Source organism: Chthonobacter albigriseus (assembly GCF_013839445.1).
GTDB lineage: Bacteria > Pseudomonadota > Alphaproteobacteria > Rhizobiales > Pleomorphomonadaceae > Chthonobacter > Chthonobacter albigriseus.
Genome location: NZ_JACDIT010000005.1, coordinates 151,657 through 178,588, shown reverse-complemented (window position 1 = coordinate 178,588; position 26,932 = coordinate 151,657). Strand labels below are relative to the sequence as shown.

General features: G+C 68.9%; 26 protein-coding genes, 1 tRNA gene and 1 riboswitch. Of the genes, 21 read left to right on the top strand and 6 right to left on the bottom strand.

All coding sequences use genetic code 11. The annotated features are described in order from the left end of the window. Positions 1-75: 75 nt before the first annotated feature. Positions 76-1,494 (bottom strand): FAD/NAD(P)-binding protein, encoded by a 1,419-nt coding sequence (locus HZ321_RS14755; protein ID WP_342343855.1) that lies wholly within the window; start codon positions 1,492-1,494, stop codon positions 76-78. Then, the gene (gene ssuD / locus HZ321_RS14750) at positions 1,491-2,663 is read right to left on the bottom strand and encodes an FMNH2-dependent alkanesulfonate monooxygenase (RefSeq protein WP_181703146.1); all 1,173 of its coding nucleotides are present in this window, start codon (positions 2,661-2,663) and stop codon (positions 1,491-1,493) included. Before ssuD ends, HZ321_RS14755 begins: the two co-directional genes overlap by 4 nt. 224 nt (positions 2,664-2,887) lie before the next feature. Between ssuD and HZ321_RS14745 the strand changes: the two genes are divergently transcribed. From HZ321_RS14745 to HZ321_RS14725, 5 genes are read left to right on the top strand one after another with little or no spacing between them, the layout of a single operon-like run. After that, positions 2,888-3,403, top strand: coding sequence for a flavin reductase family protein (locus tag HZ321_RS14745; RefSeq protein ID WP_181703145.1), 516 nt, complete (start codon positions 2,888-2,890; stop codon positions 3,401-3,403). A gap of 19 nt (positions 3,404-3,422) precedes the next feature. Further along, positions 3,423-4,829, top strand: a complete 1,407-nt coding sequence (locus HZ321_RS14740) for an LLM class flavin-dependent oxidoreductase (protein ID WP_181703144.1) — start codon at positions 3,423-3,425, stop codon at positions 4,827-4,829. A 49-nt stretch (positions 4,830-4,878) separates the two neighbouring features. Beyond that, the gene (locus HZ321_RS14735) at positions 4,879-6,141 is read left to right on the top strand and encodes an SfnB family sulfur acquisition oxidoreductase (protein WP_181703143.1); all 1,263 of its coding nucleotides are present in this window, start codon (positions 4,879-4,881) and stop codon (positions 6,139-6,141) included. A gap of 40 nt (positions 6,142-6,181) precedes the next feature. Further along, a complete protein-coding gene (locus HZ321_RS14730) occupies positions 6,182-7,444 on the top strand; it encodes an SfnB family sulfur acquisition oxidoreductase (protein WP_181703142.1) in 1,263 nt (420 codons plus the stop codon). 31 nt (positions 7,445-7,475) lie between these two features. Next, positions 7,476-8,105: a peroxiredoxin family protein gene (locus tag HZ321_RS14725; protein WP_181703141.1), complete on the top strand. Its 630-nt coding sequence runs from the start codon at positions 7,476-7,478 to the stop codon at positions 8,103-8,105. Between the two features lie 4 nt (positions 8,106-8,109). Here the strand turns inward: HZ321_RS14725 and HZ321_RS14720 are convergent, their stop codons facing one another. Both HZ321_RS14720 and HZ321_RS14715 read right to left on the bottom strand, forming a co-directional pair. Next, the gene (locus HZ321_RS14720) at positions 8,110-8,247 is read right to left on the bottom strand and encodes a hypothetical protein (RefSeq protein WP_181703140.1); all 138 of its coding nucleotides are present in this window, start codon (positions 8,245-8,247) and stop codon (positions 8,110-8,112) included. A gap of 37 nt (positions 8,248-8,284) precedes the next feature. Next, entirely contained in the window at positions 8,285-8,875 is a 591-nt protein-coding gene (locus HZ321_RS14715) for an NADPH-dependent FMN reductase (RefSeq protein WP_181703139.1), read from the bottom strand. Positions 8,876-9,039: 164 nt separating this feature from the next. Here HZ321_RS14715 and HZ321_RS14710 point away from each other — a divergent pair, with 164 nt between their 5' ends. From HZ321_RS14710 to HZ321_RS14645, 14 genes are all read left to right on the top strand, one after another. Beyond that, positions 9,040-9,828, top strand: a complete 789-nt coding sequence (locus HZ321_RS14710; RefSeq protein WP_244635883.1) for a sulfurtransferase — start codon at positions 9,040-9,042, stop codon at positions 9,826-9,828. A gap of 186 nt (positions 9,829-10,014) precedes the next feature. Continuing rightward, positions 10,015-10,971 carry a sulfonate ABC transporter substrate-binding protein gene (locus HZ321_RS14705; RefSeq protein ID WP_181703137.1) on the top strand — a complete coding sequence of 319 codons (957 nt, stop codon included), beginning with the start codon at positions 10,015-10,017 and terminating at the stop codon, positions 10,969-10,971. A 76-nt stretch (positions 10,972-11,047) separates the two neighbouring features. Then, positions 11,048-11,812, top strand: a complete 765-nt coding sequence (ssuC, locus tag HZ321_RS14700) for an aliphatic sulfonate ABC transporter permease SsuC (RefSeq protein ID WP_342343854.1) — start codon at positions 11,048-11,050, stop codon at positions 11,810-11,812. Positions 11,813-11,837: 25 nt separating this feature from the next. Beyond that, positions 11,838-12,668 (top strand): ATP-binding cassette domain-containing protein, encoded by an 831-nt coding sequence (locus HZ321_RS14695; RefSeq protein ID WP_181703136.1) that lies wholly within the window; start codon positions 11,838-11,840, stop codon positions 12,666-12,668. Positions 12,669-12,910: 242 nt separating this feature from the next. Then, complete coding sequence (locus HZ321_RS14690) at positions 12,911-13,951, top strand: isopenicillin N synthase family dioxygenase (protein ID WP_181703135.1); 1,041 nt, start codon at positions 12,911-12,913, stop codon at positions 13,949-13,951. A 28-nt stretch (positions 13,952-13,979) separates the two neighbouring features. Beyond that, positions 13,980-15,290, top strand: a complete 1,311-nt coding sequence (locus HZ321_RS14685; RefSeq protein ID WP_181703134.1) for an O-acetylhomoserine aminocarboxypropyltransferase/cysteine synthase family protein — start codon at positions 13,980-13,982, stop codon at positions 15,288-15,290. Positions 15,291-15,334: 44 nt separating this feature from the next. Next, positions 15,335-16,360: an ABC transporter substrate-binding protein gene (locus HZ321_RS14680; protein ID WP_181703133.1), complete on the top strand. Its 1,026-nt coding sequence runs from the start codon at positions 15,335-15,337 to the stop codon at positions 16,358-16,360. A 14-nt stretch (positions 16,361-16,374) separates the two neighbouring features. Then, the gene (locus tag HZ321_RS14675) at positions 16,375-17,373 is read left to right on the top strand and encodes an ABC transporter permease (protein WP_181703132.1); all 999 of its coding nucleotides are present in this window, start codon (positions 16,375-16,377) and stop codon (positions 17,371-17,373) included. Beyond that, positions 17,373-18,158, top strand: a complete 786-nt coding sequence (locus HZ321_RS14670; RefSeq protein ID WP_181703131.1) for an ABC transporter ATP-binding protein — start codon at positions 17,373-17,375, stop codon at positions 18,156-18,158. Before HZ321_RS14675 ends, HZ321_RS14670 begins: the two co-directional genes overlap by 1 nt. Continuing rightward, on the top strand, positions 18,151-18,441 hold the full coding sequence (locus HZ321_RS14665; protein WP_181703130.1) for a hypothetical protein: 291 nt from the start codon (positions 18,151-18,153) through the stop codon (positions 18,439-18,441). Before HZ321_RS14670 ends, HZ321_RS14665 begins: the two co-directional genes overlap by 8 nt. 3 nt (positions 18,442-18,444) lie before the next feature. Then, positions 18,445-19,695 carry an LVIVD repeat-containing protein gene (locus HZ321_RS14660; RefSeq protein ID WP_181703129.1) on the top strand — a complete coding sequence of 417 codons (1,251 nt, stop codon included), beginning with the start codon at positions 18,445-18,447 and terminating at the stop codon, positions 19,693-19,695. A 472-nt stretch (positions 19,696-20,167) separates the two neighbouring features. Beyond that, the gene (gene tauA / locus HZ321_RS14655; protein ID WP_181703128.1) at positions 20,168-21,178 is read left to right on the top strand and encodes a taurine ABC transporter substrate-binding protein; all 1,011 of its coding nucleotides are present in this window, start codon (positions 20,168-20,170) and stop codon (positions 21,176-21,178) included. Positions 21,179-21,300: 122 nt separating this feature from the next. Beyond that, positions 21,301-22,092, top strand: coding sequence for a taurine ABC transporter ATP-binding protein (locus HZ321_RS14650; RefSeq protein ID WP_181703127.1), 792 nt, complete (start codon positions 21,301-21,303; stop codon positions 22,090-22,092). Further along, a complete protein-coding gene (locus HZ321_RS14645; protein WP_181703126.1) occupies positions 22,089-22,937 on the top strand; it encodes an ABC transporter permease subunit in 849 nt (282 codons plus the stop codon). Before HZ321_RS14650 ends, HZ321_RS14645 begins: the two co-directional genes overlap by 4 nt. An 814-nt stretch (positions 22,938-23,751) precedes the next feature. Here HZ321_RS14645 and HZ321_RS14640 read toward each other — a convergent pair. Continuing rightward, positions 23,752-23,827: transfer RNA gene (locus HZ321_RS14640), tRNA-Glu, on the bottom strand. A 198-nt stretch (positions 23,828-24,025) separates the two neighbouring features. Beyond that, a riboswitch (TPP riboswitch) is annotated at positions 24,026-24,140 on the top strand. A 76-nt stretch (positions 24,141-24,216) separates the two neighbouring features. On the opposite strand from HZ321_RS14640, the gene HZ321_RS14635 reads away from it, so the two are divergent. Then, the gene (locus HZ321_RS14635) at positions 24,217-25,311 is read left to right on the top strand and encodes an ABC transporter permease (RefSeq protein WP_181703125.1); all 1,095 of its coding nucleotides are present in this window, start codon (positions 24,217-24,219) and stop codon (positions 25,309-25,311) included. Between the two features lie 26 nt (positions 25,312-25,337). Beyond that, a complete protein-coding gene (locus tag HZ321_RS14630) occupies positions 25,338-26,276 on the top strand; it encodes an ABC transporter substrate-binding protein (protein WP_181703124.1) in 939 nt (312 codons plus the stop codon). A 16-nt stretch (positions 26,277-26,292) separates the two neighbouring features. On the opposite strand, the gene HZ321_RS14625 is transcribed toward HZ321_RS14630, so the two are convergent. Continuing rightward, positions 26,293-26,859, bottom strand: a complete 567-nt coding sequence (locus HZ321_RS14625; RefSeq protein ID WP_181703123.1) for a redoxin domain-containing protein — start codon at positions 26,857-26,859, stop codon at positions 26,293-26,295. Positions 26,860-26,932 lie beyond the last annotated feature (73 nt).

Here is a 26,932-nt window from a genome sequence, read left to right as displayed (position 1 = left end):
GAAAGACGCTATGCTCTTTGGCTCGACATCAGGTCGCGAGCTGATCCAAATTTGGAAAGGGTGCCCGAACGCCCATTAGCGTCGTTTCGTCGAGGTTCCCGTCACCATGGAAGGTACTCTCGCCATGGATGCGAGTTCGGCGGCGATGAAGGCGGCGTAGGTGCTGACTTGCGGCAAGCCCATCAGTTCGCCGAAGGTGCCACGGGCGAGCGGTCCCGCGATCAGGAAGGTCGGCACGGGCTGTCCGGAGCGGTCGAGGGCGCGGCCGGAGCGATCGCAGGAAAGGCCGAGGCCGATTTCGTCGAGCACGACCAGACCGGCGGCTGCCAGCGATGCGAGATGCGGCTGGGCCTCCAGGATCGAGCCATGGGCGGGACCGGTCGCCACCACGACCACGTCGGCCGTTTCCTGTGTGATCTCGCGTCCGCCGCGGCGCCGAAGGTCGACGGAGAGCGTGCCGTCCTCGCCGATGCCCGCAGCCTTCAGGCTTGCCGCCCGGACCTCCAGCGAACCGTCCGCCAGGCGCTGCTCCAACGCGTCCTCGACCTGCGGTGCGATCCGGAAGCGGTGGACGTCCCAGTAGGAGCGCAGATGGCGCACGAGCCTCCGGCGCTCGGGCACCGGCAAGGCGGTCCAGATGTCCTGACCCTGGCCGCGGAGCGCGTCGAACACCGCATGCCAGGTGATCCCCCGTTCGGCCGCTTCGCGGACGGTTCGGCGCGTCGTCCGCAGCAGGGAAAGGGCGGTGGACGCAGGCCGGGCCAGGAAGTCGCCGAACGGCTCCTGCGGGACCGGTGCGTGCCCCCGCGACACCAGACCGTGTCGCGAGACGGCCAGGATCTTGCCGTAGTGGCCGCGCGCCGTCAGCGACGCGATCACGTCGGCGCCGGTCAGACCCGTGCCGACCAGCAGGACACGGTCCGCGGCGCCGATCCCTTCGAGAGCACCGGCGCCGTTCGGGTCGGCGATGAAGCGCGGGTGTCCGCCCAGCGGCCGGAGCGCCGCGGGCGGCGATGGTGGCGGATGGGTCGTGGCGTTGACGACGACGTCCGCTGCCAGCTTCGCGCCCGAGGCCGTCGTGAGGACCCACCGGCCGTCCGACCGGCCGACGTCGGCCACGGCTTCCCGGACGTATTCGACGATGCCGCGCGAGACCAGCGGCGCGATCTGCGCGGCGACGTAGCGGCCGAACAGTCCCCGCTTGGGAAAGACCGTCCCGTCCGGCCGAAAGGCTTGCGGATCGTCCGCGGGCTCGCCGACTGACGCAAGCCAGCGGACGAAATGCTCGTCGTCGCCGGGAACAACGCTCATCCGGGCGGCTGGAACGTTGATCCGGTGCGTCGGGTCCTCGGTGTCGTAGGCCAGGCCGGCGCCCAGCCGACGGCGCGGTTCGAACACGACGATGCGCGTGGTCCGGGTCGGGACGGCCGCGGCGAGATGGATGGCTACCGCCGCCCCGGTGAAACCGCCGCCGATGATGGCGACGGTTGTCACGATGCGGAGGCTTTCAAACCCGGACGGATGTCGTTGGCGATGGTCTCGCCGAAGGGCCCGGTGTTGATGCTCGCGCTCCGGCGGGGCACCGGATGGGCGGTCGGCAGGTTCGGCAGCACGAGCTCGCCGAAGCGCCAAGCCTCCTCCAGGTGCGGATAGCCGGACAGGACGAAGGTGTCGATGCCGATCTCGCGGTACTCCTCGATGCGGGCCTTCACCTGGTCGGGATCACCGACGAGAGCGGTACCCGCACCGCCGCGGACAAGGCCGACGCCGGCCCACAGGTTGGGGCTGATCTCCAGCTTGTCGCGCTGGCCGCCGTGCAGGCGGCTCATCCGGCTCTGGCCGACGGAGTCCATGCGGGCGAAGACCTTCTGGGCGGCTGCGATGGTGGTGTCGTCGACATACTTGATGAGGTCGTCGGCCGCCTTCCAGGCCTCGGCTGCCGTCTCGCGCACGATAACATGCAGACGGATGCCGAACGAGACCTCGCGGCCCTCGGTGGCGGCCGCCTTGCGCACCGCGGCGACTTTTTCGGCGACGTCGGCCGGAGGCTCGCCCCAGGTCAGGTACTTGTCGATGGTCTTCGCCGCAACCTTGATGCCCGCCTCCGAAGAGCCGCCGAAGTAGATCGGCGGGTGCGGCTGCTGCACCGGCGGGAACATCAGCTGGGCGTCCTCGATGTCGTACTGGTTCGTCTTCGCCGAGACCGTCTCGCCGGCGAGAATGCGCTTGTAGATGTCGAGGAACTCCTCGGTGATCTCGTAGCGCTCGGCGTGCGAAAGGTGGATGCCGTCGCCCTTGTTCTCCACGGGATCGCCACCGGTGACGACGTTGATCAGCAGGCGGCCGTTGGACAGCCGGTCGAGGGTGGCCGTCATCCGCGCGGCGAGCGTCGGCGGTATCAGGCCGGGGCGGACGGCCACGAGGTAGCGCAGCTTCTCGGTGAGGGGCACCAGCGCGGAGGCGACGATCCAGCTGTCCTCGCAGCTCTTGCCGGTGGGAATGAGCACGCCGAAGTAGCCGAGCTGATCGGCCGCCTGGGCCACCTGCTTGAGGTAGTTCAGGTCCACGCTGCGGCCGCCGATCGAGGTGCCGAGGTAACGGCTGTCGCCGTGGGTCGGAAGAAACCACAGCACGTTGATGCGGTCGGGGGCAGTGTTCGACATCGGTCGCTCCTTTGGCTTGCCGGGCAAAATCGGCAGCGCCGGGCGAGGTCGTTCGCCTGTCCGGCCGCTGGTGAAAACGCGTTCTACGGATCGATCTATAAAAGCTATAAACTTAGTCGACAATTCTGGTTCTGAAGCCGCATCCTCCGTAGCAGACCCAACAGGCCAGCCGCCCTTCCCCGCGGCGGCCCGCTCTACGGCTCTCGCGGCAGGAAGTTCAGACCATGACGATCGCCCTCTCCCCCGACCAGCACCTCCCGGCGGACGCGGCCACCCTGCGACAGGCCATGCGCACACTCGCCGGCGGCGTGTCGGTCATCACGGCGGGGATCGGCGACGATCGCACCGGAGCGACGGTGACGTCGGCGACGTCGCTGTCGGTTGAGCCGCCGACCATGGTGGTGAACATCAACCTCGCCTCGTCGACATGGCCGGTGATCCGGCGGTTCGGGCACTTCGCGGTCAACATCCTGTCCGAAGACCAGCAGCCGATCGCCGACCGCTTCGCCGGACGCGGCGGGCTGAAAGGCCCGGCCCGCTACGAGGGCGCGGACTGGGTGACGCTGGTAACCGGCGCACCCGTGCTGATCGGGGCGCTGTCGGCGATCGATTGCGAGGTGGAGGAGGCGATCGAGCGGCACAGCCACGCGATCATCCTCGGCCGCGTGCGGGCCGTCACCGTCGGGGGCGGTTCGTCCCTCGTCTATGCCAACGGCCGCTACGGCCGGTTCTCGGACTGACCGGAAAGGGAGCCAGCCGATGACGCGCCAGATCCGCTTCAACGCCTTCGACATGAACTGCGTCGGGCACCAGTCGCCGGGGCTGTGGGCGCACCCGCGCGACACGTCGTGGCGCTACAAGGACCTGGAGTACTGGACGGATCTGGCGCAGATCCTGGAACAGGGGATCTTCGACGGCATCTTCATCGCCGACGTGATCGGCTACTACGACGTCTACAAGAGCGACAACCGCAACGCGCTGCTGCACGCCGCGCAGATCCCGGTCAACGACCCGCTGCAGGTCGTGCCCGCCATGGCCTACGTAACGGAGCACCTGGGGTTCGGGATCACCGCGTCGATCTCCTTCGAGCACCCCTACACCTTCGCCCGCCGACTCTCCACGGCCGACCACCTGACCGAGGGGCGGGTCGGCTGGAACATCGTCACCAGCTACCTGGAGAGCGGCGCCAAGAACATCGGCCAGGGCGGCCTGAAGCGCCACGACGACCGCTACGACGTGGCGGATGAGTATCTGGAGGTGCTCTACAAGCTGCTCGAAGGCAGCTGGGAGGACGGCGCCGTCGTGCGCGACCGGGAGAAGCGAATCTTCACCCACCCGGAGAAGGTGCACGAGATCGGCCACAAGGGCCGCTACTTCGAGGTGCCGGGATACCACCTGTCGGAGCCCTCGCCGCAGCGCACGCCGGTGCTCTACCAGGCGGGAGCGTCGAACGCCGGCCGGCGCTTCGCCGCCCAGCACGCCGAGTGCGTGTTCGTCGCCGCGCCCACCAAGACGATCCTGAAGGCCTATGTGAAGGACATCCGGGCGCGTGCCGCCGCGGCCGGGCGCGACCCGTACAAGATCAAGATCTACAACCTCCACACCGTGATCCTCGGCGAAACCGACGGCATCGCCGAGGCGAAGTTCCGCGAATACCAGCAGTATTTCACCCGCGACGGCTCGCTGGTGTTCTGGTCCGGCTGGACCGGCATCGACTTCGGCCAGTACGCACCGACGGACCTGGTGCGCAAGGTTGAGACCAACGCGGTGATCTCGCTCGTCGAGGCGCTGGCGGAGGGCGATCCGGAGAAGACCTGGACGATCGACGAGCTGGCCCAATGGGGCGGCATCGGCGGCGTCGGCCCGGTGTCGGTGGGCTCGCCAACGACGGTCGCCGACATCCTGCAGTCCTGGCAGGAGGAGACCGACGTCGACGGCTTCAACCTCGCCTATGCCGTCACGCCGGAGACCTTCGAGGACGTGGTCGAACTGCTGGTGCCGGAGCTGCAGCGGCGCGGCGCCTACCCGAAGGCTTACACGCGCGGAACCCTCCGGCACAAGCTGTTCGGCGACGGACCGCGGCTCGCGGCGCCGCACCCGGGCGCCCGCTATCGCGACATCGAAGCCGTCAAGCGCCAGGAGGCGGCCGCGGCAGCGGCCGAATAGAACCTCGGACAGCGCTCCCTTCCACCCGTCGACCTCCAGGAGATAACCCATGTCCGCCGTTCTCGACATCAGGAACAGACCCCGGGTCAACGTACCCGACCAGACCTTCCCGCCGCGGCCGAGACCGGCGACGCCAGCCCATGTGATCACCTCCGACGAGGAGGCGATCCTGATCGCAAAGAAGCTCGCCGCCGCGTTCGCCGTCGGCGCCGCGGAGCGGGACCGCGACGGCGTGCTGCCGCTCGAGGAAATCGACGCCTACAGCCAGAGCGGTCTGTGGGGCATCAACATTCCCAAGGCCTACGGCGGCGCGGAGGTCTCCTATGCGACGCTGGCGGAGGTCATCAAGATCATCGCGGCGGCCGACCCGTCGATCGCGCAGATCACGCAGAACCACCTGGCGACCAATCCCCACATCGACGCGGACGCCACCGAGGAGCAGAAGCGCTTCCTGTTCGGCGAGGTGCTGCGCGGCATCCGCTTCGGCAACGCCTTCTCGGAGAAGAACTCCAAGACGGTGGCCAACTTCGAGACCACCTTCCGGCCGGACGGCGACGACGTCGTGATCAACGGAGAGAAGTTCTACACCACCGGCGCGCTGCTGGCGCACATCGTCCAGGTGGTGGCCGTCGACGAAGCCGGCAACGGGCACCTGATCTTCGTCGACCGCGACACAGCCGGGCTGACGGTGATCAACGACTGGTCCAGCTTCGGCCAGCGGACGACGGCCTCCGGAACCGTGAAGCTCGTCAACGTGCGGGTTCCCGCCAGCCGGGTGGTGCCGACCTGGAAGGCCTTCGACCGGCCGACGGCGGCCGGGCCGATCTCGCAGATCATCCAGGCGGCGATCGACGCGGGCATCGCCAAAGGCGCGCTGGACGACACGATCGCCTTCGTGCGCACCAAGTCGCGGCCGTGGATCGACAGCGGCGAGGAGTGGGCCTCCAAGGACCCGTTCACGATCGCAGCGATCGGAGACATCGTCATCCGCATCCATGCCGCCGAGGCGATCCTGGAGAAGGCGGGCCGGCTGATCGACGTGGCGCTCGCCGATCCCAACGAAGACACGGTCGCCGCGGCCGCGCTGGTGACGGCGGAAGCGAAGGTACTGACCACCGATGCCGCCATCCTGGCCACCAACAAGCTGTTCGAACTGGCCGGCACACGCTCGACGCTTGCCGCCCACGGACTTGACCGGCACTGGCGGAACGCACGGACGCACACGCTGCACGACCCGGTGCGCTGGAAGTACTTCCACATCGGCAACTTCCACCTGAACGGCGTGAAACCGGTGCGCCATCCCTGGAACTGAGCCGGCCGGCCATCCCCCGCATAACCCGACGCCGAGACCCATGACCGATCACGATCGCACCCTGCATTTCGCCGCCGCGCCGGCGGGCTCGCGCCCGGCCCCGCACATCCCGTCGCGCCGGACGCGTGCGCACCGGATCGGCTCAGACGCGGAGGCGATCGCGATCGCCCGCGAGCTGGCCCCGGTGCTGGCCGCCGGGGCTGTGGAACGCGACCGGACGCGGCAGCTGCCGCTCGCCGAGATCGATCGCTATTCGCAAAGCGGGCTATGGGGCCTGCTCGTTCCGAAGGCCTACGGCGGTCCGGGCGTTTCGGCAGGCACGCTGGCGGAGGTGACGGCGATCATCTCGGAGGCGGACGCCTCGATCGGGCAGATCCCGCAGAACCACCACTACATGGTGGAGGCGATCCGGCTCGGGGCGTCGGAGGCGCAGAAGCGGGTGTCGTTCGAGCGCATCCTCGACGGTGACAGGCTCGGGAACTGCTTCACGGAAATCGGCGGCAAGACGCCGGTGGACTTCAAGACGCGGATCGTCCCGAAGGGCGACGGCTTCGTGCTCGACGGGCAGAAATTCTATTCCACCGGCTCGCTGTTCGCCCATGTGCTGGTGGTGGTCGCGGCCGACGCGGACGGCCGGTCGCATCTCGTGTTCCTGGAGCGATCGACGCCGGGCGTCACCCTGATCGACGACTGGACCGGCTTCGGGCAGCGGACAACTGGCAGCGGCACGTCGACGTTCGACGACATCGAGGTTTCCGCCTTCCAGGTGGTGCCGCACCAGACGGTGTTCGACGTGCCGACGCCGATGGGGCCGATCGCGCAGATCGTTCATGCGGCGGTGGATCTCGGGATCGCCCGGGCGGCGCTGAAGGACGCGATCGCCTTCACCAAGAAGAACGCGCGACCGTGGTTCGAGACGACCTATGCGCACGGCTCGGAGGATCCGCATGTGATCGCCGCCGTGGGGGATCTGGTCGTCCGGGTGCATAGCGCCGAGGCCCTGGTGGAGCGAGCTGGCCGGTTCACCGATCTGGCCGTCGCCGCGCCGACCACCGAAAGCGTGGCGGAGGCCTCGATCGCGGTGGCGGAGGCCAAAGCGCTGGTAACGGAGGTGGCAGTTCACGTCGCGAGCAAGCTGTTCGAGCTGACCGGCGCGCGGTCGACGCTGGAGCAGTTCGGGTTCGACCGGCACTGGCGCAACGCCCGCACCCACACCCTGCATGACCCGGTTCGCTACAAGTACGTCAACATCGGGAACTACGTGCTCAACGGCGTGCTGCCCCCGCGGCACGGTGCCCTCTGACCTTCCGTCAACCCACCAAGGAGAGACGCCGATGTCCGCCGCTTCTACCGCCCTGCTGCCGTCACCCAGCGCCCAGGAGCGGCGGTTCCCGTCGATCCTCGCGCAGTCGGCGGCCGTCGCCGAGCGACTGATTCATGACCAGATTCATTCGGCGGCGGCCGTCACCCTGCCGGTGCTGGAGGACGGCCACGACCGGCCGGTGGACCTCACCAGGACATTCGCGCAGCGCGGCGTGCTGCTGACCTTCTATGTCGGCGGCTGGTCGGAGCCGTGTACCCGCGCCCTCCAGGAGCTGGAGGGCTACCGGGAGCGGCTGGCCGAGCGCGGCTACGGGGTGGTGGCCGTGTCGCCGGAGGCGGTGAAGCGCCTGCACGGGACGATCGAACGAAACGGACTGGGTTTCCTCGCCGTGCACGACCACGGATCTCGTTTCGCTCTGTCGGTGGGGCTGGCTTTCCGCATCGAGGCCGAGGTGAGGTCGGCGTTGCGCTCGTCCGGGGTTCGGATCCAGGTCTGGAACGGCGAGGCGAGCGGGCAATTGCCGGTGGCCGCGACCTTGCTGATCGGAGCGGACCGGCACTATCAGGTGTTTGCGCACACAGGCCGGATCGGGCCGCGCACGGATGTGACCGACGCGGTGCGGGTGGCGCTGGCGGCCTGAGAGATCAGGCTTCGACGGCCACTAAGGCCTCCGGATCCTCCGCCGTCGCCATCCCGGCGAGGGTCATGGTTTCGAGGATCTCCGCCACCGCGATGCGGGCGCGGGGGATCAGCCGACATGGCAGCCGGCGGAATCGGGGCAATCGCGCAGGCGCTCGTAGGCGGTGCCGTTCTGCCGCGTCAACGGCGGAGCGCGACCACGTTGCCAGCCGGCCGGCGGTGCCAGAGGGGCGTGCCCCGCTCCAGGAGAACCTGACGCAAGTGTCTGGCTGGGCTGCTGATTTTGTCGGCCAGCCTGATGTCGGCGGTGCCATCTCGACCGACTTCGTCCTTGTCGAACAGAAGCGTCGGTTCGACCGTCTTGGCGCCGATCGATTCCAGGAAGAGGGAGACGTGGCGATGGAAGGCGGAGAGCTGCGCGTCGGCGGGGCTGCGGGCAACCGTCAGCACCGGCTTGCCGGCAAGCGCGTCGGGATCGGCGAGATCGAAGAGGTGCTTGAACACGCCGGGAATGGACCCGCGCTCGAAGGGAATGCCGATGACAAGCGCATCGGCAGACTCGATGGCGGAGAGGAATTGGTGAGTGGAATCATCGAGTTCCGTGCGGAAGCGGGCGCTGCGGACGCCACCGTTGACGCTGCAGTAGTCGACGATCTCGACCGCCGCGTCGGCCTCCTCGCCAGACGCCCGGGCCAGCCGCTCCACGGCATGGAACAGACGGGCGTCGCCGCAGATCGAGCCTGCAATTCCCACGATGGACAGAACGGTCATCGCTAACCTCCCTCGTCGCCGTGAACCTTGCTTCCAGCATAACACGACCATGCTGGTAGAGATAGTGGTGTATTAAGCTCCCCGAAACCGATTGGGTTCCGTGTGAGGTGTAGTCGCGTTTTTCGGGGCCCATAGCGACTACGTAGCCGTGGAAAGCGATGCGCATGACCAGTCCCCTGATCCGTGCAAACGATCTGATGACCCTCGGCCGGATCACCCTGCTCGACGCAAGGCCTGATCGCGAATTCCAGATTGAGCATCCATCCGGTGCCGTCCGCGTGCCGGTGGAGGATTTCGATCGGGCGGCTCGCGACACGACGATCGGGTTTGCCGACGCCGACCATTGGACCAGAGCGGTCCGGGAACTAGGTGTCGACCCGGCGGTCGCTGTGCCCGTGGTCTACGACGACGGGCGGATGACGGAGGCGGCGCGGATCTGGTTCCTGTTCCAGGTCTTCGGGGTGGAGGCCCGGGTACTCGACGGAGGACTGCCGGCGCTGGCGGGCGTTTGTCTCGGCGAGGTCGGGCCGGTGTCCGCGTCGCAGGTGATCGCCCGCCCGGGGGCAGGACGGGTGCAGGTCGTCGACCGGGCGGAACTCGGTGCCCGGCTCGGTTCGGTGACAATTCTCGACGCCCGCACCGAGCGGGAGTTCTCTGGAGAGGACCTTCGCAACAACAGCCGCGGCGGTCATCTTCCGGGCGCGCACCTGGTGCCGCACCTGGATCTCCTCGGAACGGACGGCCGCCTGAAGGATCAGGCGCAACTGTCCGAGCGGTTCGCAGGAGCAGGGATCGCGAAGGACCGCACCGTCGTGACCCACTGTGACGCCGGCGGCAGGGCTGCGCTCGCCGCGCTGGCGCTCGTGGAAGCCGGCTACCGCGATGTCGCTGCCTACTACCTCAGCTTCTCCGACCGGGCCGCCGACCGAGCCTGTCCGGTGACGCTGGACTGAGGGCACCCGCCATCCCCGCCCTCGCGTTTTCCCGGATGCCTGAAAAGCCATCCGGTATTTCCCTGAGCCGGCGCAAATAGGAAATCCGTTTTCTCGATCGATTTTGTAGAGAATGGAAGGATCGTTCTCGGCACCACCGCCCCGGCCTGTCCGGGCGGTCTCACAAACAAGCCGAGAGGATATCCGATGACGCTCAAGACGATCCTGAAGACGGCGCTTGCCGCGCTCGCCTTCGCCGCCTCCCACGTACCCGGCTATGCGGCCGACGATCCCTCGGTGTTCAACGTCGGCTACCAGAAGATCGGCGTGCTGGTGGTCGCCCGCCAGCAGCAGCTGATCGAGAAGGCGCTGGAGGAAAAGGGCATTACGGTGAACTGGGTCGAGTTCCAGGCCGGTCCGCCGCTCCTGGAGGCGCTCAACGCCGGGTCGATCGACTTCGGCTACACCGGCGACTCGCCTCCGATCTTCTCGCAGTCTGCCGGCGGCAACCTGGTCTACGTCGGCGCGATCCCGTCGAAGGGCGTCTCGTCGGCCATCGTGGTGCCGAAGGACAGCCCGATCCAGACCATAGCCGACCTGAAGGGCAAGACGGTCGCCTTCACCAAGGGATCGAGCGCGCACAACGTGATCATCGCGGCGCTGGAGAAGGTCGGCCTCACCTACGGCGACATCACGCCGGCCTACCTGTCGCCGGCCGATGCCGGCGCTGCTTTCTCCTCCGGCTCGATCGACGCCTGGAGCATCTGGGACCCGTTCTACGCCAACATAGAGAAGAACCAGGGCGCCCGCCTGATCGCCGACGGCAAGGAGATCCTCGGCACCACCAACGGCTTCTTCCTGGCTAACAAGACCTTCGCCGCGGATCATCCCGACGTGGTCAAGGCCGCGCTGGGTGCCGTTACCAAGGCCGGCGAATGGGCCACCGCCAACCACGACCAGGTGGCACAGGCACTGGCCAAGGTGACCAAGGTGCCGTTCGACATCCAGCAGATCGCGGCCAAGCGCTCGGAGTTCACGGTGACAACGGTGACCGACGACATCGTCGCCTCCCAGCAGGCGGTCGCCGACCGCTTCGCCAAGCTCGGCCTTATTCCCAAGCCGATCGTGGTGAAGGACATCGTCTGGACGGCTCCGCAGTCCTGATATCCCCGCAGCTGAAAACGGGTAGATCCTGAGAGGGTTCGCCCGTTTCCTGTTGAACGAACGGAGGAGGCCGACCGTGCCCACCCGCTTTTCCCAGACGATCATTCCCTACCTGCTGCCCGTCGGCCTGATCGCGTTCTGGCAGGTGGCGGTCGCAACCGGACTGGTCGCCCGCAACGTCCTGCCGGCACCCTCGGACGTGGCGCTCGCCTTCTTCGAACTCGCCGGCAACGGCGAGCTCGTCCACCACATCTGGGTGAGCCTGTGGCGGGCGCTCGCGGGCTTTGCCATCGGCGGCCTGATCGGGTTCGGGCTCGGCCTTGCCAATGGCCTGTCGCGCACCTCGGAGACCTACACCGACACGACCCTGCAGATGGTGCGCAACGTGCCGCACCTGGCGCTGATCCCGCTGGTGATCGTGTGGTTCGGGATCGGCGAGGAGGCTAAGCTGTTCCTGGTGGCGCTCGGCGTGTTCTTCCCCGTCTACATCAACACGCTGCACGGGATCCGCTCGGTGGACCGCCAACTGCTCGAGATGGCCGACGTCTACGGCTTCACGCGGGCGGAGATGTTCTGGCGCGTGGTGCTGCCAGGCGCCCTGCCTTCGGTGCTGGTGGGCGTGCGCTATTCGCTCGGCATCATGTGGCTGACCCTGATCGTGGCGGAGACGATCTCCGCGTCGAGCGGGCTCGGCTACCTCGCCATGCAGGCCCGCGAGTTCATGCAGCTGCAGATCGTGGTGCTGGCGATCCTGATCTACGCCCTGCTCGGCAAGCTCGCCGACTCCATCGCGCGCTTCCTGGAGCGTGCCACCCTGTCCTGGAACCCGGCCTACCGTTGACCCCCCTCCCGCTACAGGTGACGCCATGCTTGAAGCCCTGACCGCGACCAGCCTAGCCCCGCTCCAGCGCGACCGAACCGGTGCGGCGGCCCGCACCGTCGCAGAACCCTCGGTCGCCACCGGCGGTACCGCCGTGTCGATCACCGGTCTGACCAAGCGCTACGGCGACAAGACGGTGCTCTCCGGCATCGACCTCAGCTTCCGTGCCGGCGAGTTCGTTGCCATCGTGGGCCGGTCGGGCTGCGGGAAGTCGACCCTGCTGCGGCTGCTGCTCGGCCTGGAGAAGCCCGAAGGCGGCGAAATCCGGATCGGCGGCCAACCGGCACCGCGCGCGGGCGGGGACGTAGCGCGGTTCATCTTCCAGGAGCCGCGCCTGCTGCCATGGCAGCGTGTGCTCGACAACGTGGCGCTCGGCGCCAGTCGGACGGTTCCCGCCGACCGCCGCCGTCCGCTGGCGCAGGAAGCCTTGAAGGAGGTGGGCCTCGCCGACCGCGGGGGCGAGTGGCCTTCCGTGCTCTCGGGCGGCCAGCGCCAGCGCGTGGCGCTCGCCCGGGCCCTTGTCAGCCACCCGAAGCTCCTGGCGCTGGACGAGCCGCTCGGAGCGCTCGACGCGCTGACCCGGATCGAGATGCAGGGCTTCCTGGAACGGGTCTGGAAGCACCAGGGGTTCACGGCGGTGCTGGTCACCCACGACGTTTCCGAAGCGGTCGCGCTCGCCGACCGCATCGTCCTCATCGACGGTGGGCGCGTTGCGCTCGACGTGGCGGTGCCGCTCGCCCGCCCGCGGGTGCGCGGTTCCGCCGAGTTCGGCGCCATCGAAGGTCAGGTGCTGGATCGGCTCTTCGCGGGCCGCTGACGGCGTGCCCTTCGGTCTCCCCTGGGACTCGTTCGTCCCCTCCTGCCCCGCCCCTCCCGGCGGGGCATTTTTCATTTCGGCTTCGGCTTGCCCCGACGCCAAGCCAATCCCGCCCCGGCTGTTGCCGTAGAGCGTTTTTTGTCCGGAATAGCCGATAAAAAAGATAGATTATCTCGTGTTGGGAGGTGCCCCGCTCCACACTGCGCCCATCATGTCGGCCACATACCGCGACGGGGTTCACCATGCCGGGCAGCCTTCCCATCCTCGATCTCCGCCGCTTCGAAGCGGGCCACCCGGAGCGCGACGACGCACTCCTGGAGCTGCGCCGAGTGGCCCGGAGCGTCGGCTTCTTCTACCTCGCCGGCCACGGCATCCCGCAGGAGGAAATCGACGGCATCATCGCGCTCTCCAAGCGGTTCTTCGCACTGCCAGAGGCCGACAAGCTCGAGATCCAGATGGTCAAGTCGCCGCATTTCCGCGGCTACAACCGTGCCGGAGCGGAGTTTACCCGCGGCAAGCAGGACTGGCGCGAGCAGGTCGACTTCGGCACGGACAGGGCGCCGCTCAATGTGAAGCCGGGCGATCCGGCCTGGAAGCGGCTGACCGGTCCGAACCAGTATCCCTCCGCCCTGCCCGACCTGAAGCCGGCGGTGGAGAAGTGGCTCGCCGACGTCACCGACGTCGGCATCCGCGTGCTGAAGGCCTTCGCCGCAGCGCTCGGCCAGCCGGAGGACGTGTTCGAGCCGATCTACGAGGGCGGGCCGAACCAGCTTCTGAAGATCATCCACTATCCCGGCCGCGACCACACGGAGAGCGACCAGGGCGTCGGCGCGCACAAGGACTCCGGCTTCGTCACCATCCTGCTGCAGGACACGGTGCCCGGGCTTCAGGTTGAAGGCGAGGACGGATGGATCGACGCGCCGCCGGTGCGGGGAACCTTCGTCGTCAACATCGGCGAGATCCTGGAGCTCGCCTCCAACGGCTACCTGCGCGCCAACGTGCACCGGGTGGTGACACCACCCGGCTCGACCGACCGGCTGTCGATCGCCTTCTTCCTGGGCGCGTCGCTGGCTGCGTCCGTGCCGGTGCTGGACCTTCCGCCGGAGCTGGCCGCCGAGGTGCGCGGGCTGACCGCAGACCCGCAGAACCCGCTGTTCCGCGAAGTGGGACGAAACTTCCTGAAGAGCCGGCTGCGGTCGCACCCCGACGTGGCGCAGGCCCACCACGCCGACCTCCTCGATCCCGAGCAGCGCACCGCCAAGCTCGTCGCCAACGCCTACTGATCCTCGTCTTCCAGAGAAAGCCGAACCGATGGCCTACGATCCGACCACGCCGCTCGCCCCCCGCCCGGAAACCCTTGCGCTGCACGGAGGGAGCTATCGCGCCGACCCGACGACGGGCGCCGTCGCGGTGCCGATCTACCAGACGACGTCGTTCCAGTTCCAGGATACCGACCACGCCTCGCGGCTGTTCGCCCTGGAGGAACCGGGCAACATCTACACCCGCGTGACCAATCCGACCGTCGACGCGCTGGAGCAGCGGATCGCGGCGCTGGAGGGCGGTGCGGCGGCACTCGCGTTGGCATCGGGCCAGGCGGCGTCGGCCTTTGCGATCCTGAACGTGGCCGAGGCCGGCGACAACTTCGTCTCCTCCACCGACCTCTACGGCGGCACCTGGACGCTGTTCTCCGCCACGCTGAAGCAGTTCGGCATCGAGGCGCGCTTCGTCGACCCCTCCGATCCGGAGAACTTCCGCCGCGCCACCGACGCCCGCACCAAGGCCTACTATGCCGAGACCCTGCCGAACCCGAAGCTGAACGTGTTCCCCGTGGCCGAGGTCGCCCGGATCGGCCGCGAACTCGGCGTGCCGCTGATCGTCGACAACACCGCGGCGCCGATCACCGCGCGGCCGTTCGACCACGGCGCTGCGGTGGTGGTGCATTCCACCACCAAGTACATCGGCGGCCACGGCACCTCGATCGGCGGGGTGATCGTCGACGGCGGCAACTTCCCGTGGGACGAGCACAAGGCGCGCTTCCCGCTCTTGAACGAGCCGGATCCGACCTACCACGGCGCGATCTGGACGGAGGCGGCCAAGCCGCTCGGGCCGATCGCCTACGTGCTGCGCGCCCGCGTCCGCCTGTTGCGCGACATCGGCGCGGCGATCTCGCCGTTCAACGCGTTCCAGCTGATCCAGGGATTGGAAACGCTGCCGCTCAGGATCCGCCAGCACAACGCCAACGCCATCGAAGTCGCCAACTTCCTCAAGACGCATCCGAAGGTCACCTCGGTCATCCACCCGAGCCTGCAGACCGGCGAGCTGAAGCGCCGGGCGGACGCGCTGTTCAAGGGCGGATACGGCGCACTGCTCGGCTTCGAGATCGTCGGCGGGCGGGAGGCGGGCCGCCGCTTCATCGACGCGCTGAAGCTGTTCTACCACGTGGCGAACATCGGCGACGCGCGGTCGCTGGCCATCCACCCGGCCTCGACGACGCATTCGCAGCTGTCCGCCGAGGAACAGGTGGCGACGGGTGTGACCCCCGGCTACGTGCGCCTGTCGATCGGCATCGAGCATCCCGACGACATCGTCGCCGACCTCGCCCAGGCGCTCGACCAGGCCTGAACCGCACACGCCAACCACCACCATCGCATCAAGGGGAGCATTCCATGACCGAGACACCGACCGGCGGCCTGTCCCGCCGCAGCGTTCTGAAGACCGCCGGGGTGGCGGGCCTTGCCGCCGCGAGCGTCGGCCTGATCACGCGACCGACCAGCTATGCCATCGCCGGCAATGCGCCGAAGGTGCGGCTGGCCTGGACGGAGGTGGCGGCCTGCCACGCCCCGCTCGGCTTCGGCGTCGCCAAGGGCTTCTACCAGAAGCACAACCTGGACATCGAGCTGTTCTACCAGGGCGCCAGCGGCCAGACGCTGATCCAGGCGCTCGCCACCGGCAAGTCGGACGTCGGCGCGGGCCTGATCGGCGACTGGCTGAAGCCGCTGGAACAGGGCTTCGACGTCAAGCTCTTCGTCGGCTCGCACGGCGGTTGCCAGCGGCTGCTGGCCTCCGAGGCGTCGGGGGTGACGGACATCCAGGGCGTCAAGGGCAAGACGATCGCGACCTACGGTATCGGCGCGCCACCACAGGTGGCGTTCCAGGTGACACTGGCCAAGGCGGGCATCGACCCGGAGGCCGACGTGACCTGGAAGGCGGTGCCGTTCGAACTCGTCGGCGAGACGGTCGCCCGCGGCGAGGCGGATCTCGCCGCCCATCTCGATCCCTGGGCCTACTCGATCGAGAAGCAGCACGGCTTCAAGCTGATCGCCGACACGCAGACCGGCGTCTACGACGGGCACACCTGCTGCGTTCTCGGCGTCAACGGGCCGTTCCTCAACGAGAACAAGGACGCGATCCGCCGGCTGGCCGAGGCCAACATCGAAGTTCACGACTACACCGAGGCGCACCCGGATGAGGTAGCGGCCTGGTACCTGGACGCGCTGAAGCCCGCGGGGCTCTCGCTGGACGACCTCAACCACGTGATCGGCAACCTGGTGGCGCACAACCACCCGATCGGCCGGCCGCTGATCGACCAGATCCAGCGCACGTCGGAGGACCTGAAGCTGGTGAAGGTGCTCGACCCCGGCACCGATCCGAAGGAATTCGCCGAGCGCATCGTCGTCGACTTCCTGGCCTGAGGACCGCTTCCCGAATGAGCAACGCGACCCAATCCATCGAGGCCGGCGGCTTTGCCGCGAACGCCGGCTGGTCCGGCCAGCTGTGGCTGCCGGGCCTGATCGCCGCGGCGAGTTGGGCCGCCACCGCGGTGGTGACGGTCGCGTTGCCCGACGTCGTACCCTGGGGCAGCGCCGGGCTGTTCGCGATCCTGACCGGCGCCGGCGCGGCGGCACTCGTGGTGCTGGCGCTCGCCGTGCCGCGGCTCGGCGCTGCGGGGCGGACGATCGTGCACTACGGGCCGTGGTTCATCGCGGTCGGCGTGTGGTTCTTCCTGTGGGAGCTGACGACCGCCAAGTTCGGCTGGCTGCCCAAGCCGTTCTTCTCGCCGCCGCACGGGCTGCTCGCGGTCTACGTGGCGGAGTGGGAGCGGCTCCTCATCTGCATTGGCTATTCGCTGCGGCTCTGGGGCCTCGGCTTCTTCTCCGGCATCGCGGTCGGATTCGTGGTGGGCGTGGCGCTCGGCTGGTCGAAGGGGTTCAGCTACTGGGGCATGCCGATCCTGAAGCTGATCGGGCCGGTGCCGGCGACGGCTTGGATCCCGGTCACCTTCTACTTCTTCCCGACCACCTTCCACGCCTCGATCTTCATCGTGGCGCTGTCGGCGGGCATCCCGGTGGCGATCCTCACCGCCTCCGGCGTCGCGGCGGTGAACCGCTCCTACTACGACGTCGCGCGGACGCTCGGCGCCGACAGCCGTTTCCTGGTGCTGAAGGTGGCGGTGCCGGCCTCGCTGCCGCATGTCTTCGTCGGGCTCTTCATGGGCCTCTACTACTCGTTCGCGGTGCTGGTGGTGGCGGAGATGCTGGGCGCCAAGTATGGGCTGGGCTGGTACATCCAGTTCCAGACGGCCTATTCGGGCTATGCCAACGTCTACGCCACGCTGATCATCATGGCGCTCATCTGCGCCGGGCTCGTCAAGCTGCTGTTCGTCGGACGCGACCGGCTGCTCGCCTGGCAGAAGGGGATCCTGTGATGTCGGCGCTCGCCAAGACCACGCCGCCGGCCGCGATCGAGCTGAAGGCCGAGGCCGTCAGCCACGCCTACGAGATCGACGGACGGACGCTGGAAGTTCTGCAGGGCATCGACCTCACCGTCGCGCCGGGCGAGTTCGTCGCGCTGCTCGGACCGTCGGGCTGCGGCAAGTCCACGCTGCTCCGCCTGGCGGCTGGGTTGGAATCGCCGCGCACCGGACGCGTCACCGAGAACGGGACGCCCATCGGCAAGCCGGACCCGTCGCGCATCCTGGTGTTCCAGGATCCGACGCTGTTTCCCTGGCGCACGGTCTGGAAGAACGTAGCGACCGGCCTGGAAGCGCGCGGGCTGCTTCCGCGCGAGAAGCACCGCGTCGACCAGGCGCTGGCGCTGGTGAAGCTGGAGAAGTTCGCCAACGCCTACCCGCACCAGCTGTCCGGCGGCATGGCGCAGCGGGTGGCGATCGCCCGGGCACTGGTCAACGACCCCGCGCTGCTGCTTCTGGACGAGCCGTTCGGCAAGCTGGACAGCCTGACCCGCCTCACCATGCAGAACGAGCTGCTGGCGCTCTGGAAACGGGCCGGGTTCACCGCCCTCCTCGTCACGCACGACGTGGAGGAGGCGCTGCTGCTGGCCGACCGGGTCATCGTGTTGTCCGACCGGCCAGCGCGGATCGTGGCGGAGATCACGGTGGACAAGCCGCACCCGCGCCGCCGCGACGACGCGGACCTCGTCCGGCTGCGCCAGGACGTGCTCGCCCAGCTCGGGATCCACGGCGATGTCTGAGACCCGCCTTTCGGCATGGCTGACCGCGGCCGGCGGGCTCGCCGTAGCGGCCGCGATCGGCTGGTGGGCCCTGGTGTTCGGCCAGGTGGTCGCCAACGACTACATGACCGTGCTTCAGGCTGCGCCCTGCGCGCTCAACACCGACGACCTCTGCTCGCTGGCGCAGGCGCTCTGCACCGACGGGCACTTCCTCGGCATCAAGCGCTATTCGGCCGGGCTGCTCTGGACCGGCGTGGCGCTGCTTTCGGCGGGATCGCTCCTGCCGATCGTCCGGCGGCGCTGAGCGATGGGCGAGCTGCCGAGGCCCGACTTCGCCCGCAACATGCGGCTGATCGGCCATTCCGACATCGGCGGCCGTGGCGACGGGCTGCAGCTGATGGTGCACCGCGGCCATGCCTACGTGGCCCATCCCTGGAGCTGCGGCTTCTCGATCGTCGACGTCCGCGACCCGCGCAATCCGGGTGCGGCGGTGTTCGTGCCGGCCCCGGCGAACACCTGGACGATCCACCTGCAGACGCACGACGACCTGCTCCTGGTGATCCACGCCCGCGACCTCTTCGCCGACGCGGCCTTCGCGGACGAGCGGGTCTACTATACCCGCTCGGTCGGCGAGACGGTCGGCACCAGCCGCAGCCAGGGGGCGCAGAGGCCGTGGTCGGCCGGCGTCGCGATCTACGACATCAGCCGCCCGACCGAGCCACGACCGATCGGCTTCTTTCCCGTGGATGGCGTCGGCGTCCACCGGATCTGGTACGTCGGCGGTCGCTGGGCCTACGTATCGGCGCTGATCGACGGCTTTACGGACTACATCCTCGTGATCATCGACCTCGCGGATCCCACCCGTCCGGTGGAGGCGGGCCGCTGGTGGATACCGGGCATGAACGCCGCCGCTGGGGAGACGCCGGACTGGCCGGCGGATCGCCGCTTCGCGCTCCACCACGCGGTGGTTCACGGCGACACAGCCTACGCCTGCTGGCGTGATGGCGGACTGACTCTCCTCGACGTCGCCGACCGGACGGCGCCGCGGCTGATCGTGCACCGCAACTGGTCGCCGCCCTACGGGGGCGGAACCCATTCCGCGCTGCCGCTGCCGGACCGCGATCTTCTGGTGGTGGCGGACGAGGCGGTGCTGGACGAGGAAGCCGACGGGCGCAAGCACACCTGGATCTTCGACGTCCGGGCGCCGTCAAACCCGGTGTCGATCGCGACGCTGCCGACGCCGGACGAGGCCGACTATCCGCGCAAGGGCGGGCATTTCGGGCCGCACAACCTGCACGAAAACCGGCCGGGAAGCTTCGTGTCGTCCAGCCTGATCTTCGCGACGTGGCAGAACGCGGGCATCCGCGCCTTCGACATCTCCGACCCCTACCGGCCGAAGGAGACCGGCGCGCTGGTCCCCGCCGCCCCACACCGGATGATCGACCGGCGGCCGCGCCCGGCGGTGATCCAGTCGGCGGACGTGTTTGTCGACGCCGCCGGCCTGATCTATGCGACCGACTACAATGCCGGCCTGGAGATCATCGAGTACGGCGGCTGACCGACGGGCAGTACCGCCGACCGACGCCGGGGAGCACCGTTGCCGTGCGGAGCATGGCGGGGCGCAGCCGGGGCTGTCCGGCGGAAAAATGTTCCGTCGGATCTCCGAAAATCGCCAGTCAATTACTCCACTAACTTTGCAGACTACTCCATGATTCCATCGTCGGCGGTTTGCCGCCGGCCGCGGGATTTGAAGGTTGCAGCTTGCCCCGCGCCCCAAGAGCTAAAGCGCCACGAACGAGCTTCGTGGTCTCGGATGGAAGGCGAACCCCGATGACCCTCTCGAGCTGTCGACGCTGACGAGCGGCTGACCGAGCCCCTCGCCGCCCTCGCCCTCCGGGTCGGCCTTCGGGTTCGGACCGGCCGATGCGCGGGACCGGCGACCGATTTCCAGCACTTCCGATCTCGGCCGACGACGGCGCCTGATGGCCCGGCGCACGGCCCCTCTCTTCCCGCATGCCAAGGACACTCCCATGCCCAGCTTCAACAGACGGACTCTCTTTGCCGCCGCCGCCGCGGTCGGCCTCACGCTTGCCAGCGGCATCGCTTCCGCCCGCGCCGAAGGCGTGACGGTTAACATCGCCTGGCAGCAGATCGTCGAGCCGTCCCGTGTGCCGCAGGCCGACGGCGTCTACGAGAAGGCGACCGGCGCCAGCATCAACTGGCAGAAGTTCGACAGCGGCGCCGACGTCATCGCGGCGATCGCGTCCGGCTCGGTCGACATCGGCTACGTCGGGTCTTCGCCGCTTGCCGCGGCGGCAAGCCGCGAGCTGCCGATCGAGACGATCTACGTCGTCGGCCTGATCGGCCCCTCCGAGGCGCTGGCCGCCAAGGGCGTGGAGAAGCCGGAGGATCTCGTCGGCAAGAAGATCGCGACGCCCTTCGTGTCGACGGCGCACTACAGCCTGCTGACAGCGCTCAAGCACTGGAACATCGATCCGAAGTCGCTGGAGATCCTCAACCTGCGGCCGCCGGAAATCGCCGCGGCCTGGGAGCGCGGCGACATCGACGGTGCCTACGTCTGGGATCCTGTGCTCGCCGAGATCAAGAAGTCGGGCAAGGTGATCGCCACGTCGAGCGACGTCGCCGCCTGGGGCGGGCCGACGTTCGACGCCTGGATCGTCCGCAAGGAGTTCGCCGAGGCCAACCCGGACGTGGTGAAGACCTTCGTCAAGGTGACCGGCGAGGCTTACGCGGCCTATCGCGCCGATCCGGCGAAGTGGGACGCCAAGTCGCCCGAAGCCGAGAAGATCGCCCGCCTGACCGGCGCCAAGCAGGACGAGGTCCCGGCGCTGCTGACCGGCTACACCTTCCCGACGCTGGAGGAACAGGCGGGTGCCGACCTCCTCGGCGGAGGCACCGTGAAGGCCGTTGCCGCCACGGCCGCCTTCCTCAAGGAGCAGGGCAAGATCCCGGCGGTGCTGGCCGACTACGGTCCCTACGTCTCGACCCGCTGGGTCACCGAGGCGCTGGCGGCCAAGTAGTCCGGGTCCTCGGCCGGAAGGCCCGGACCCCGAGCGGGACGTTCCACCCACGCCGCCGAACGGCAGCGGAGGCAAGGGTGGAACGTCTCCTTCCTTTTTTCACCGACCGGAGGCCCCAGGCCTTGAGCACGCTTCGCCTCGACACTGTGAGCCTTTCCTACGCCCCGGTAGGCGCGGACGATGGCCTCGTCCTCGACCGCGTCGACCTTGCGGTGAGAACGCGGGACTTCGTGGCCGTGATCGGCCGGTCCGGGTCCGGCAAGACGAGCCTGCTCAACCTCGCCGCCGGCTTCCTCCAGCCGACGGCGGGAAGCGTTTCGGTGGACGGAAAGCCGGTGGCCGGGCCGGGCGCGGACCGGGCGGTGGTGTTCCAGGACGATGCGCTGTTCCCGTGGCTGAGCGCGCGGGAGAACGTGGCGTTCGCCCTGCGCCTGAAAGGCACGGGTCCGGCCGAGCGCGCCCGCCGCGCGGATGCCCTGCTGGAGCGCGTCGGTCTCGCCGGCGCCGGGGACAAGGCGGTGTGGGAGCTTTCCGGCGGCATGCGGCAACGGGTTGGCATCGCCCGGGCGATCGCGGCCGAACCGCGGTTCCTGCTGATGGACGAACCGCTCGGGGCGCTGGACGCAATGACGCGCGAGCGGATGCAGGAGCTTCTGCTGACCGTCTGGCGCGATACCGGGGCCGGCGTGCTCCTGATCACACACGGGATCGAGGAGGCGCTGTTCCTGGCGACGCGGGTGGTGGTGCTCGCGCCCGGCCCCGGCCGGGTGGAGGCGGTAATCGAGGCCGGTTTCGGCCGCCAGTTCCTGTCCGGCCGGCCCGCCCGTGAGATCAAGGCGGACCCGGCTTTCGTTGCCGCGCGCGAGCGGCTGCGCGACCTGATCGATCCTCTCGAGACGAAGGCTGCCGCATGAGCGCCGCGACCGAAAGCTTTCTCGCGCCGGGCGACAAGGCCGCCACGTCGGCCCCGCCGCCGCCTCCGCGGCCGCGCGGAAGGCGCGTGGGGCTGATCGCCTCGCTTGTGACGCTCGGGCTTCTTCTCGCGGCATGGAGTCTCGCCGCGTGGCAGGCGTGGGTCTCGCCCCTCTTCCTGCCCTCGCCCATCGCCGTGGCGCGTGCCGCCGCGGGTCTGGTGACGGACGGCTTTGCCGACGCGACGCTGCTCCAGCATTTCACCGCCAGCCTCGGGCGGGTGTTCGGCGCGCTCGCCGCTTCGCTCGTAGTCGGCGTGCCGGTGGGGTTCGCCATCGCAACGAGCCGGATCGGTCGTGGCATCCTGGACCCGATCGTGGAGTTCCTGCGGCCGCTGCCGCCGCTCGCCTACCTGCCGCTGGTGATCATCTGGTTCGGGATCGGGGAAGGCTCCAAGGTGCTGGTGATCGCGCTCGCGATGGTGCCGCCGACCGTGATCTCGACGGCCGCGGGCGTGCGGGCCGTGTCGGAAGACCGGATCCGCGCGGCGCGGTCGCTCGGGGCAACCGGGTCTCAGGTGCTGCGCTTCGTGGTGCTGCCGAGCGCGCTTCCGGCCGTGCTCACCGGCACGCGGATCGCCCTCGGAACGGGTTGGTCGACGCTGGTCGCCGCCGAGCTCGTCGCGGCCACCCGCGGGCTCGGCTTCATGATCCAGTCGGCCGCGCAGTTCCTGGTCACCGATGTCGTCATCGTCGGAATCCTGGTGATCGCGTCGGTGGCGTTCTTCCTGGAAAGCGTCATCCGCTTCCTGGAACGCCGCTTCGTCCCGTGGTCGTCGCGCCTCTAGGGCGCACGGGGCACCCGGCGGGGGCCGCCGACCCTTTCTTTTGGACAGCCCGTCCGTGCGATAGAAGCCTAGGCCGTCGGCATGGGCCTATCCCGCTGTGCCGCCTCACGGAACTGGGGCTGCGAGACCCTGTTCTTGAAACGGGGTCTGAAATGGAGCCGGCAGACTGGATGGGATCGAAAACTGTTATCCTGCAGGATGTAAGGGGAGGTGACGGCGGAGAAGGGGGGGGATTCGACCGTGGGTCTTCGTTCGCGATGAACTGCGTGGGTTCGCCATAGGGCTCGGCGGCGGCATCCGCCATATCGGTCACCGGTTCGCGGCTCTCCACGGGACGCCCCGGCCTCCCGGTCGGGCCCGAGAGGTCCAGGGGAGCCTGGCGTTTGTCATCTCCACCACCGTCTCCGCCATCTCCGCACGGTCGGCTTCGGTCGGCACCGGGGGACCGGCCCGGAGCATGCGTTCGGCGATTTCGATGCGGCCTTCCACGCGAGAGGCTTCCCGAGCGTTTCGCAGCCGGGCCACCTTCAAATCAGCCGTGTCGAGTGACTTCGTGAACTCGCGCTTGAAGCGGCCGGTGGAGGGGTTGATGAGTTCAGGCACCGTAGACCGCACATGTTGCGGAGCCGGCCTTCCCGCAAGGCTGATCGGAAGCCGCTTGCGGTACTCGTATATGCCGCTGCCCTTGCGCCTATGCATGAAGCTCAGCCTCGCCACCACCGCCCCCCCGCGTACCACGTGCGTGTACCAGCGAGCGATTGCCAAGATGCTGAAAGCCTACGGCTTTTTCGTTCAGAAGGGCTTAAGGAAGTGGTGGCGCTCCCTAGGGGACTCGAACCCCTGTTTTCGCCGTGAGAGGGCGACGTCCTAGACCGCTAGACGAAGGGAGCGTCTGTCGGCCGAGGGCCGCGCGGTGTTGGCGGGATATAGCCTTCGCGCGCGGACCGCGCAAGAGGCAAGTTGGGCGGTCGGCGACCTGGCGGGCGACGGTCGCGCAGCAACGGACGCGCCCGCCGGGTCCGGCGCTGTCGCCGGACCCGGCCCCCGCGGTGCTCCCTTGCGCGCTCCATCGATCATCGCCATAACAAGGCTGTTCCGAGGGGTGTTCGCCGTGGAGGCGAGCTGAGATGGTCCGTAGCCCGGGCCGAACCCTTCGAACCTGATCCGGGTCATGCCGGCGAAGGGACGGAACCGCATCCGACCTCAGGGCCCGCGCCCCGTCGGGGTGGTACGCCCATCCCGTCCGACCCCCGCCGCGAACCGGTCCGGAGGCGAAGCGATGGCGCATGAGAGAGGTCATGGGGAGCCGACGGGCACCGCCCGGCTTCGCGCGACCGCCGCGCCGACGGCGGCCGTTTCGGTTGCGCTCGACCCGGACAGCCCCGCGGTCAAAGGCGCCACCGCCGCACCGCCTTCGACAGGCTCCGCCCCACCCGCCGCGAATGCAACCGCGGCCAGAGGCGCGGCCGCCGGGCTCAACGCGCCGGACTCCACCCCGCCTGCCCCGGATGGCCCCGCGCCGGCTCGCCCGGAAGCCGCCGCGGCAGAGGCGGCAGTCACAGCTCTCCAGCCGCGCAAGGGCTTTTTGCGCTTCCTTGCGCCTCTCCGGTCGGAGACCACACTGGCGTTTGCCGTCCGCCTGCTCGCCTCCGTCGCCCTCGTCGCCGCTGCCTGGCAGGCGCTGGTCACCGTCACCGGTGTCCGGGCCTTCCTGCTCCCCGCGCCGCTCGACGTGGCGCGCGTTTTTCTAGAGCAGCCCAGCCGGCTCGCGTCGGAGGCCGCCGTCACGCTGCTGGAGATCCTCCTCGGCCTGGCCGCCGGCATCGCCCTCGGCATCGCCACCGGCACGCTGGTGGCGCTCTCGCCGCTGGCGCGGCGCCTGCTGACGCCCTTCCTCGTCGTCAGCCAGGCGCTGCCGGTGTTCGCGCTCGCCCCCCTGCTCGTCATCTGGCTCGGCTTCGGGCTGGCGTCCAAGGTGGTGATGGCCACCCTGATCATCTACTTCCCGGTCGCTTCCGCCCTCGCCGACGGCCTGGACCGCACCGACGACGGCCTCCTCGACCTCGCCCGCCTTTCCGGCGCCGGGCGCTGGCGCACGCTGGCGCTGATCCGTTTTCCGGCCGCCCTGCCCGCGCTCGTCACCGGCATCCGCGTCGCGGCGGTGTTCGCCCCGATCGGCGCCGTCATCGGCGAATGGGTCGGCGCCTCCCACGGCCTCGGCCTCCTGATGGTCCAGGCCAACGCGCGGATGCAGACCGACCTGCTGTTCGCCGCCCTCGCCATCCTGGCAGCGGTCACCCTCGCCCTACGCCTGCTCGTCGAACGCCTCACCGCGGCGCTCATCCCCTGGGCCGAGCCCGCCTCGCCCCGCTGAACCGTCCCCCGAACCCGGATCCCTCCATGAAGCCCTGGCTCCCCCTCGCCCTCGCCGCCGCCCTGGCCGCCGCCACCCCCGCCCGCGCTGCCGACACGCTGACGGTGCTGCTCGATTGGTTCGTCAACCCCGACCACGCCGCCCTGGTGGTCGCTCGCGAGGGCGGCTTCTTCGCCCGCCACGACCTGGAGGTCACGCTCGTCCCGCCCGCCGATCCCTCGCAGCCGCCTCGCCTCGTCGCCGCCGGCCAGGCCGAGGTCGCCGTGCACTACCAGCCGAGCCTGCACCTCGACGTGGCCGCCGCCCTGCCGCTCGTCCGCTTCGCCACGCTGGTGGAAACCCCGCTCAACACGCTCACGGTGCTGAAGGATGGGCCGGTGAAGTCGCTTGTCGACCTCAAGGGCCGCAAGGTCGGCTATTCCGTTTCCGGTTTCGAGGACGCCATGCTCGGCCAGCTCCTGAAGTCGGTGAACCTCGCGCTCGCCGACGTCGAGCTCGTCAACGTCAATTTCGCGCTGTCCTCCGCCCTCATCTCCGGACAGGTGGACGCGGTGATCGGCGGCTACCGCAACTTCGAGCTTACGCAGCTCCGCCTGGAGGGGCGCGAAGGCCTCGCCTTCTTCCCCGAGGAGCATGGCGTTCCGCCTTATGACGAGCTGGTCATGGTCACCAGTGCCGACCTGAAGGACGATCCCCGCCTGCCCCGGCTCGTCGCCGCGGTGGAGGAGGCGACCATCTTCCTCACCAATCATCCGGACGAGGCCTGGGCGCTCTTCGTCAAGGCGCATCCGGAGCTGGACGACGAGCTAAACCGGACCGCCTGGCGCGACACGCTCCCGCGGCTCGCCAAGCGGCCGGCCGCACTCGACGCAGGGCGCTACGAGCGCTTTGCCGCCTTCATGAAGGAGGCCGGACTGATCAGGGAGGTTCCGGAGCTCGGCAGCTACGCCGTCGTCGTCCGCTGAGGGTTCGTCCGGCCGTCTATTCGGCGGCGAGCCGGACAGGGCCCTCGAAGTCGCCGCGGGGGGCCATGCCGGTCTCCGTGATCCGCCGCACCGCGGCAAGCACGTCGTCCAGCCGCGGCCGGGCGAAGGGCATGGTTTGCACGATGCCGGCGAACAGCGTGTTGTCCGGGCGCACCAGGAACATCGCCGGTTCCACGAAGAACGTCGGCTCCTCCACGCCGGAGGGGCCGAGCCCGCGTCCCTCCGAGATGTAGAGCCCCCAGGCCTTGGCCTGGTCCAGGGTAAGGCCCCAGCAGAGCGTCAGATTGTCGATGCCCCACTCCGCAGCGGCGCGTTCGGCCCGCTCCCGCGTGTCCGTGGAGACCGCGATCGCCCGCACCCCGAGCGCCCGGAACGCCTCGACCTTGCCCTCGAGCTCCCGCAGCTGCTCGCGGCACTGGCCGCAGTGGTACCCGCGGTAGAACACCACCAGCGTGAAGTTCTTCGGCTTCTGGTCGCACAGGCGCCAGCACGGCCCTCCGACCGTTCCCACTCTCAACGAGGGGACCGGCGCGCTGGGCATGAGGCGCGCGAACTCGGACATCTCTTTCAAACTCCTGACCGCGATGTGACGTCCATTAAGCTGGATCCTATTCGATCACGGTTTAAGGGAAGGT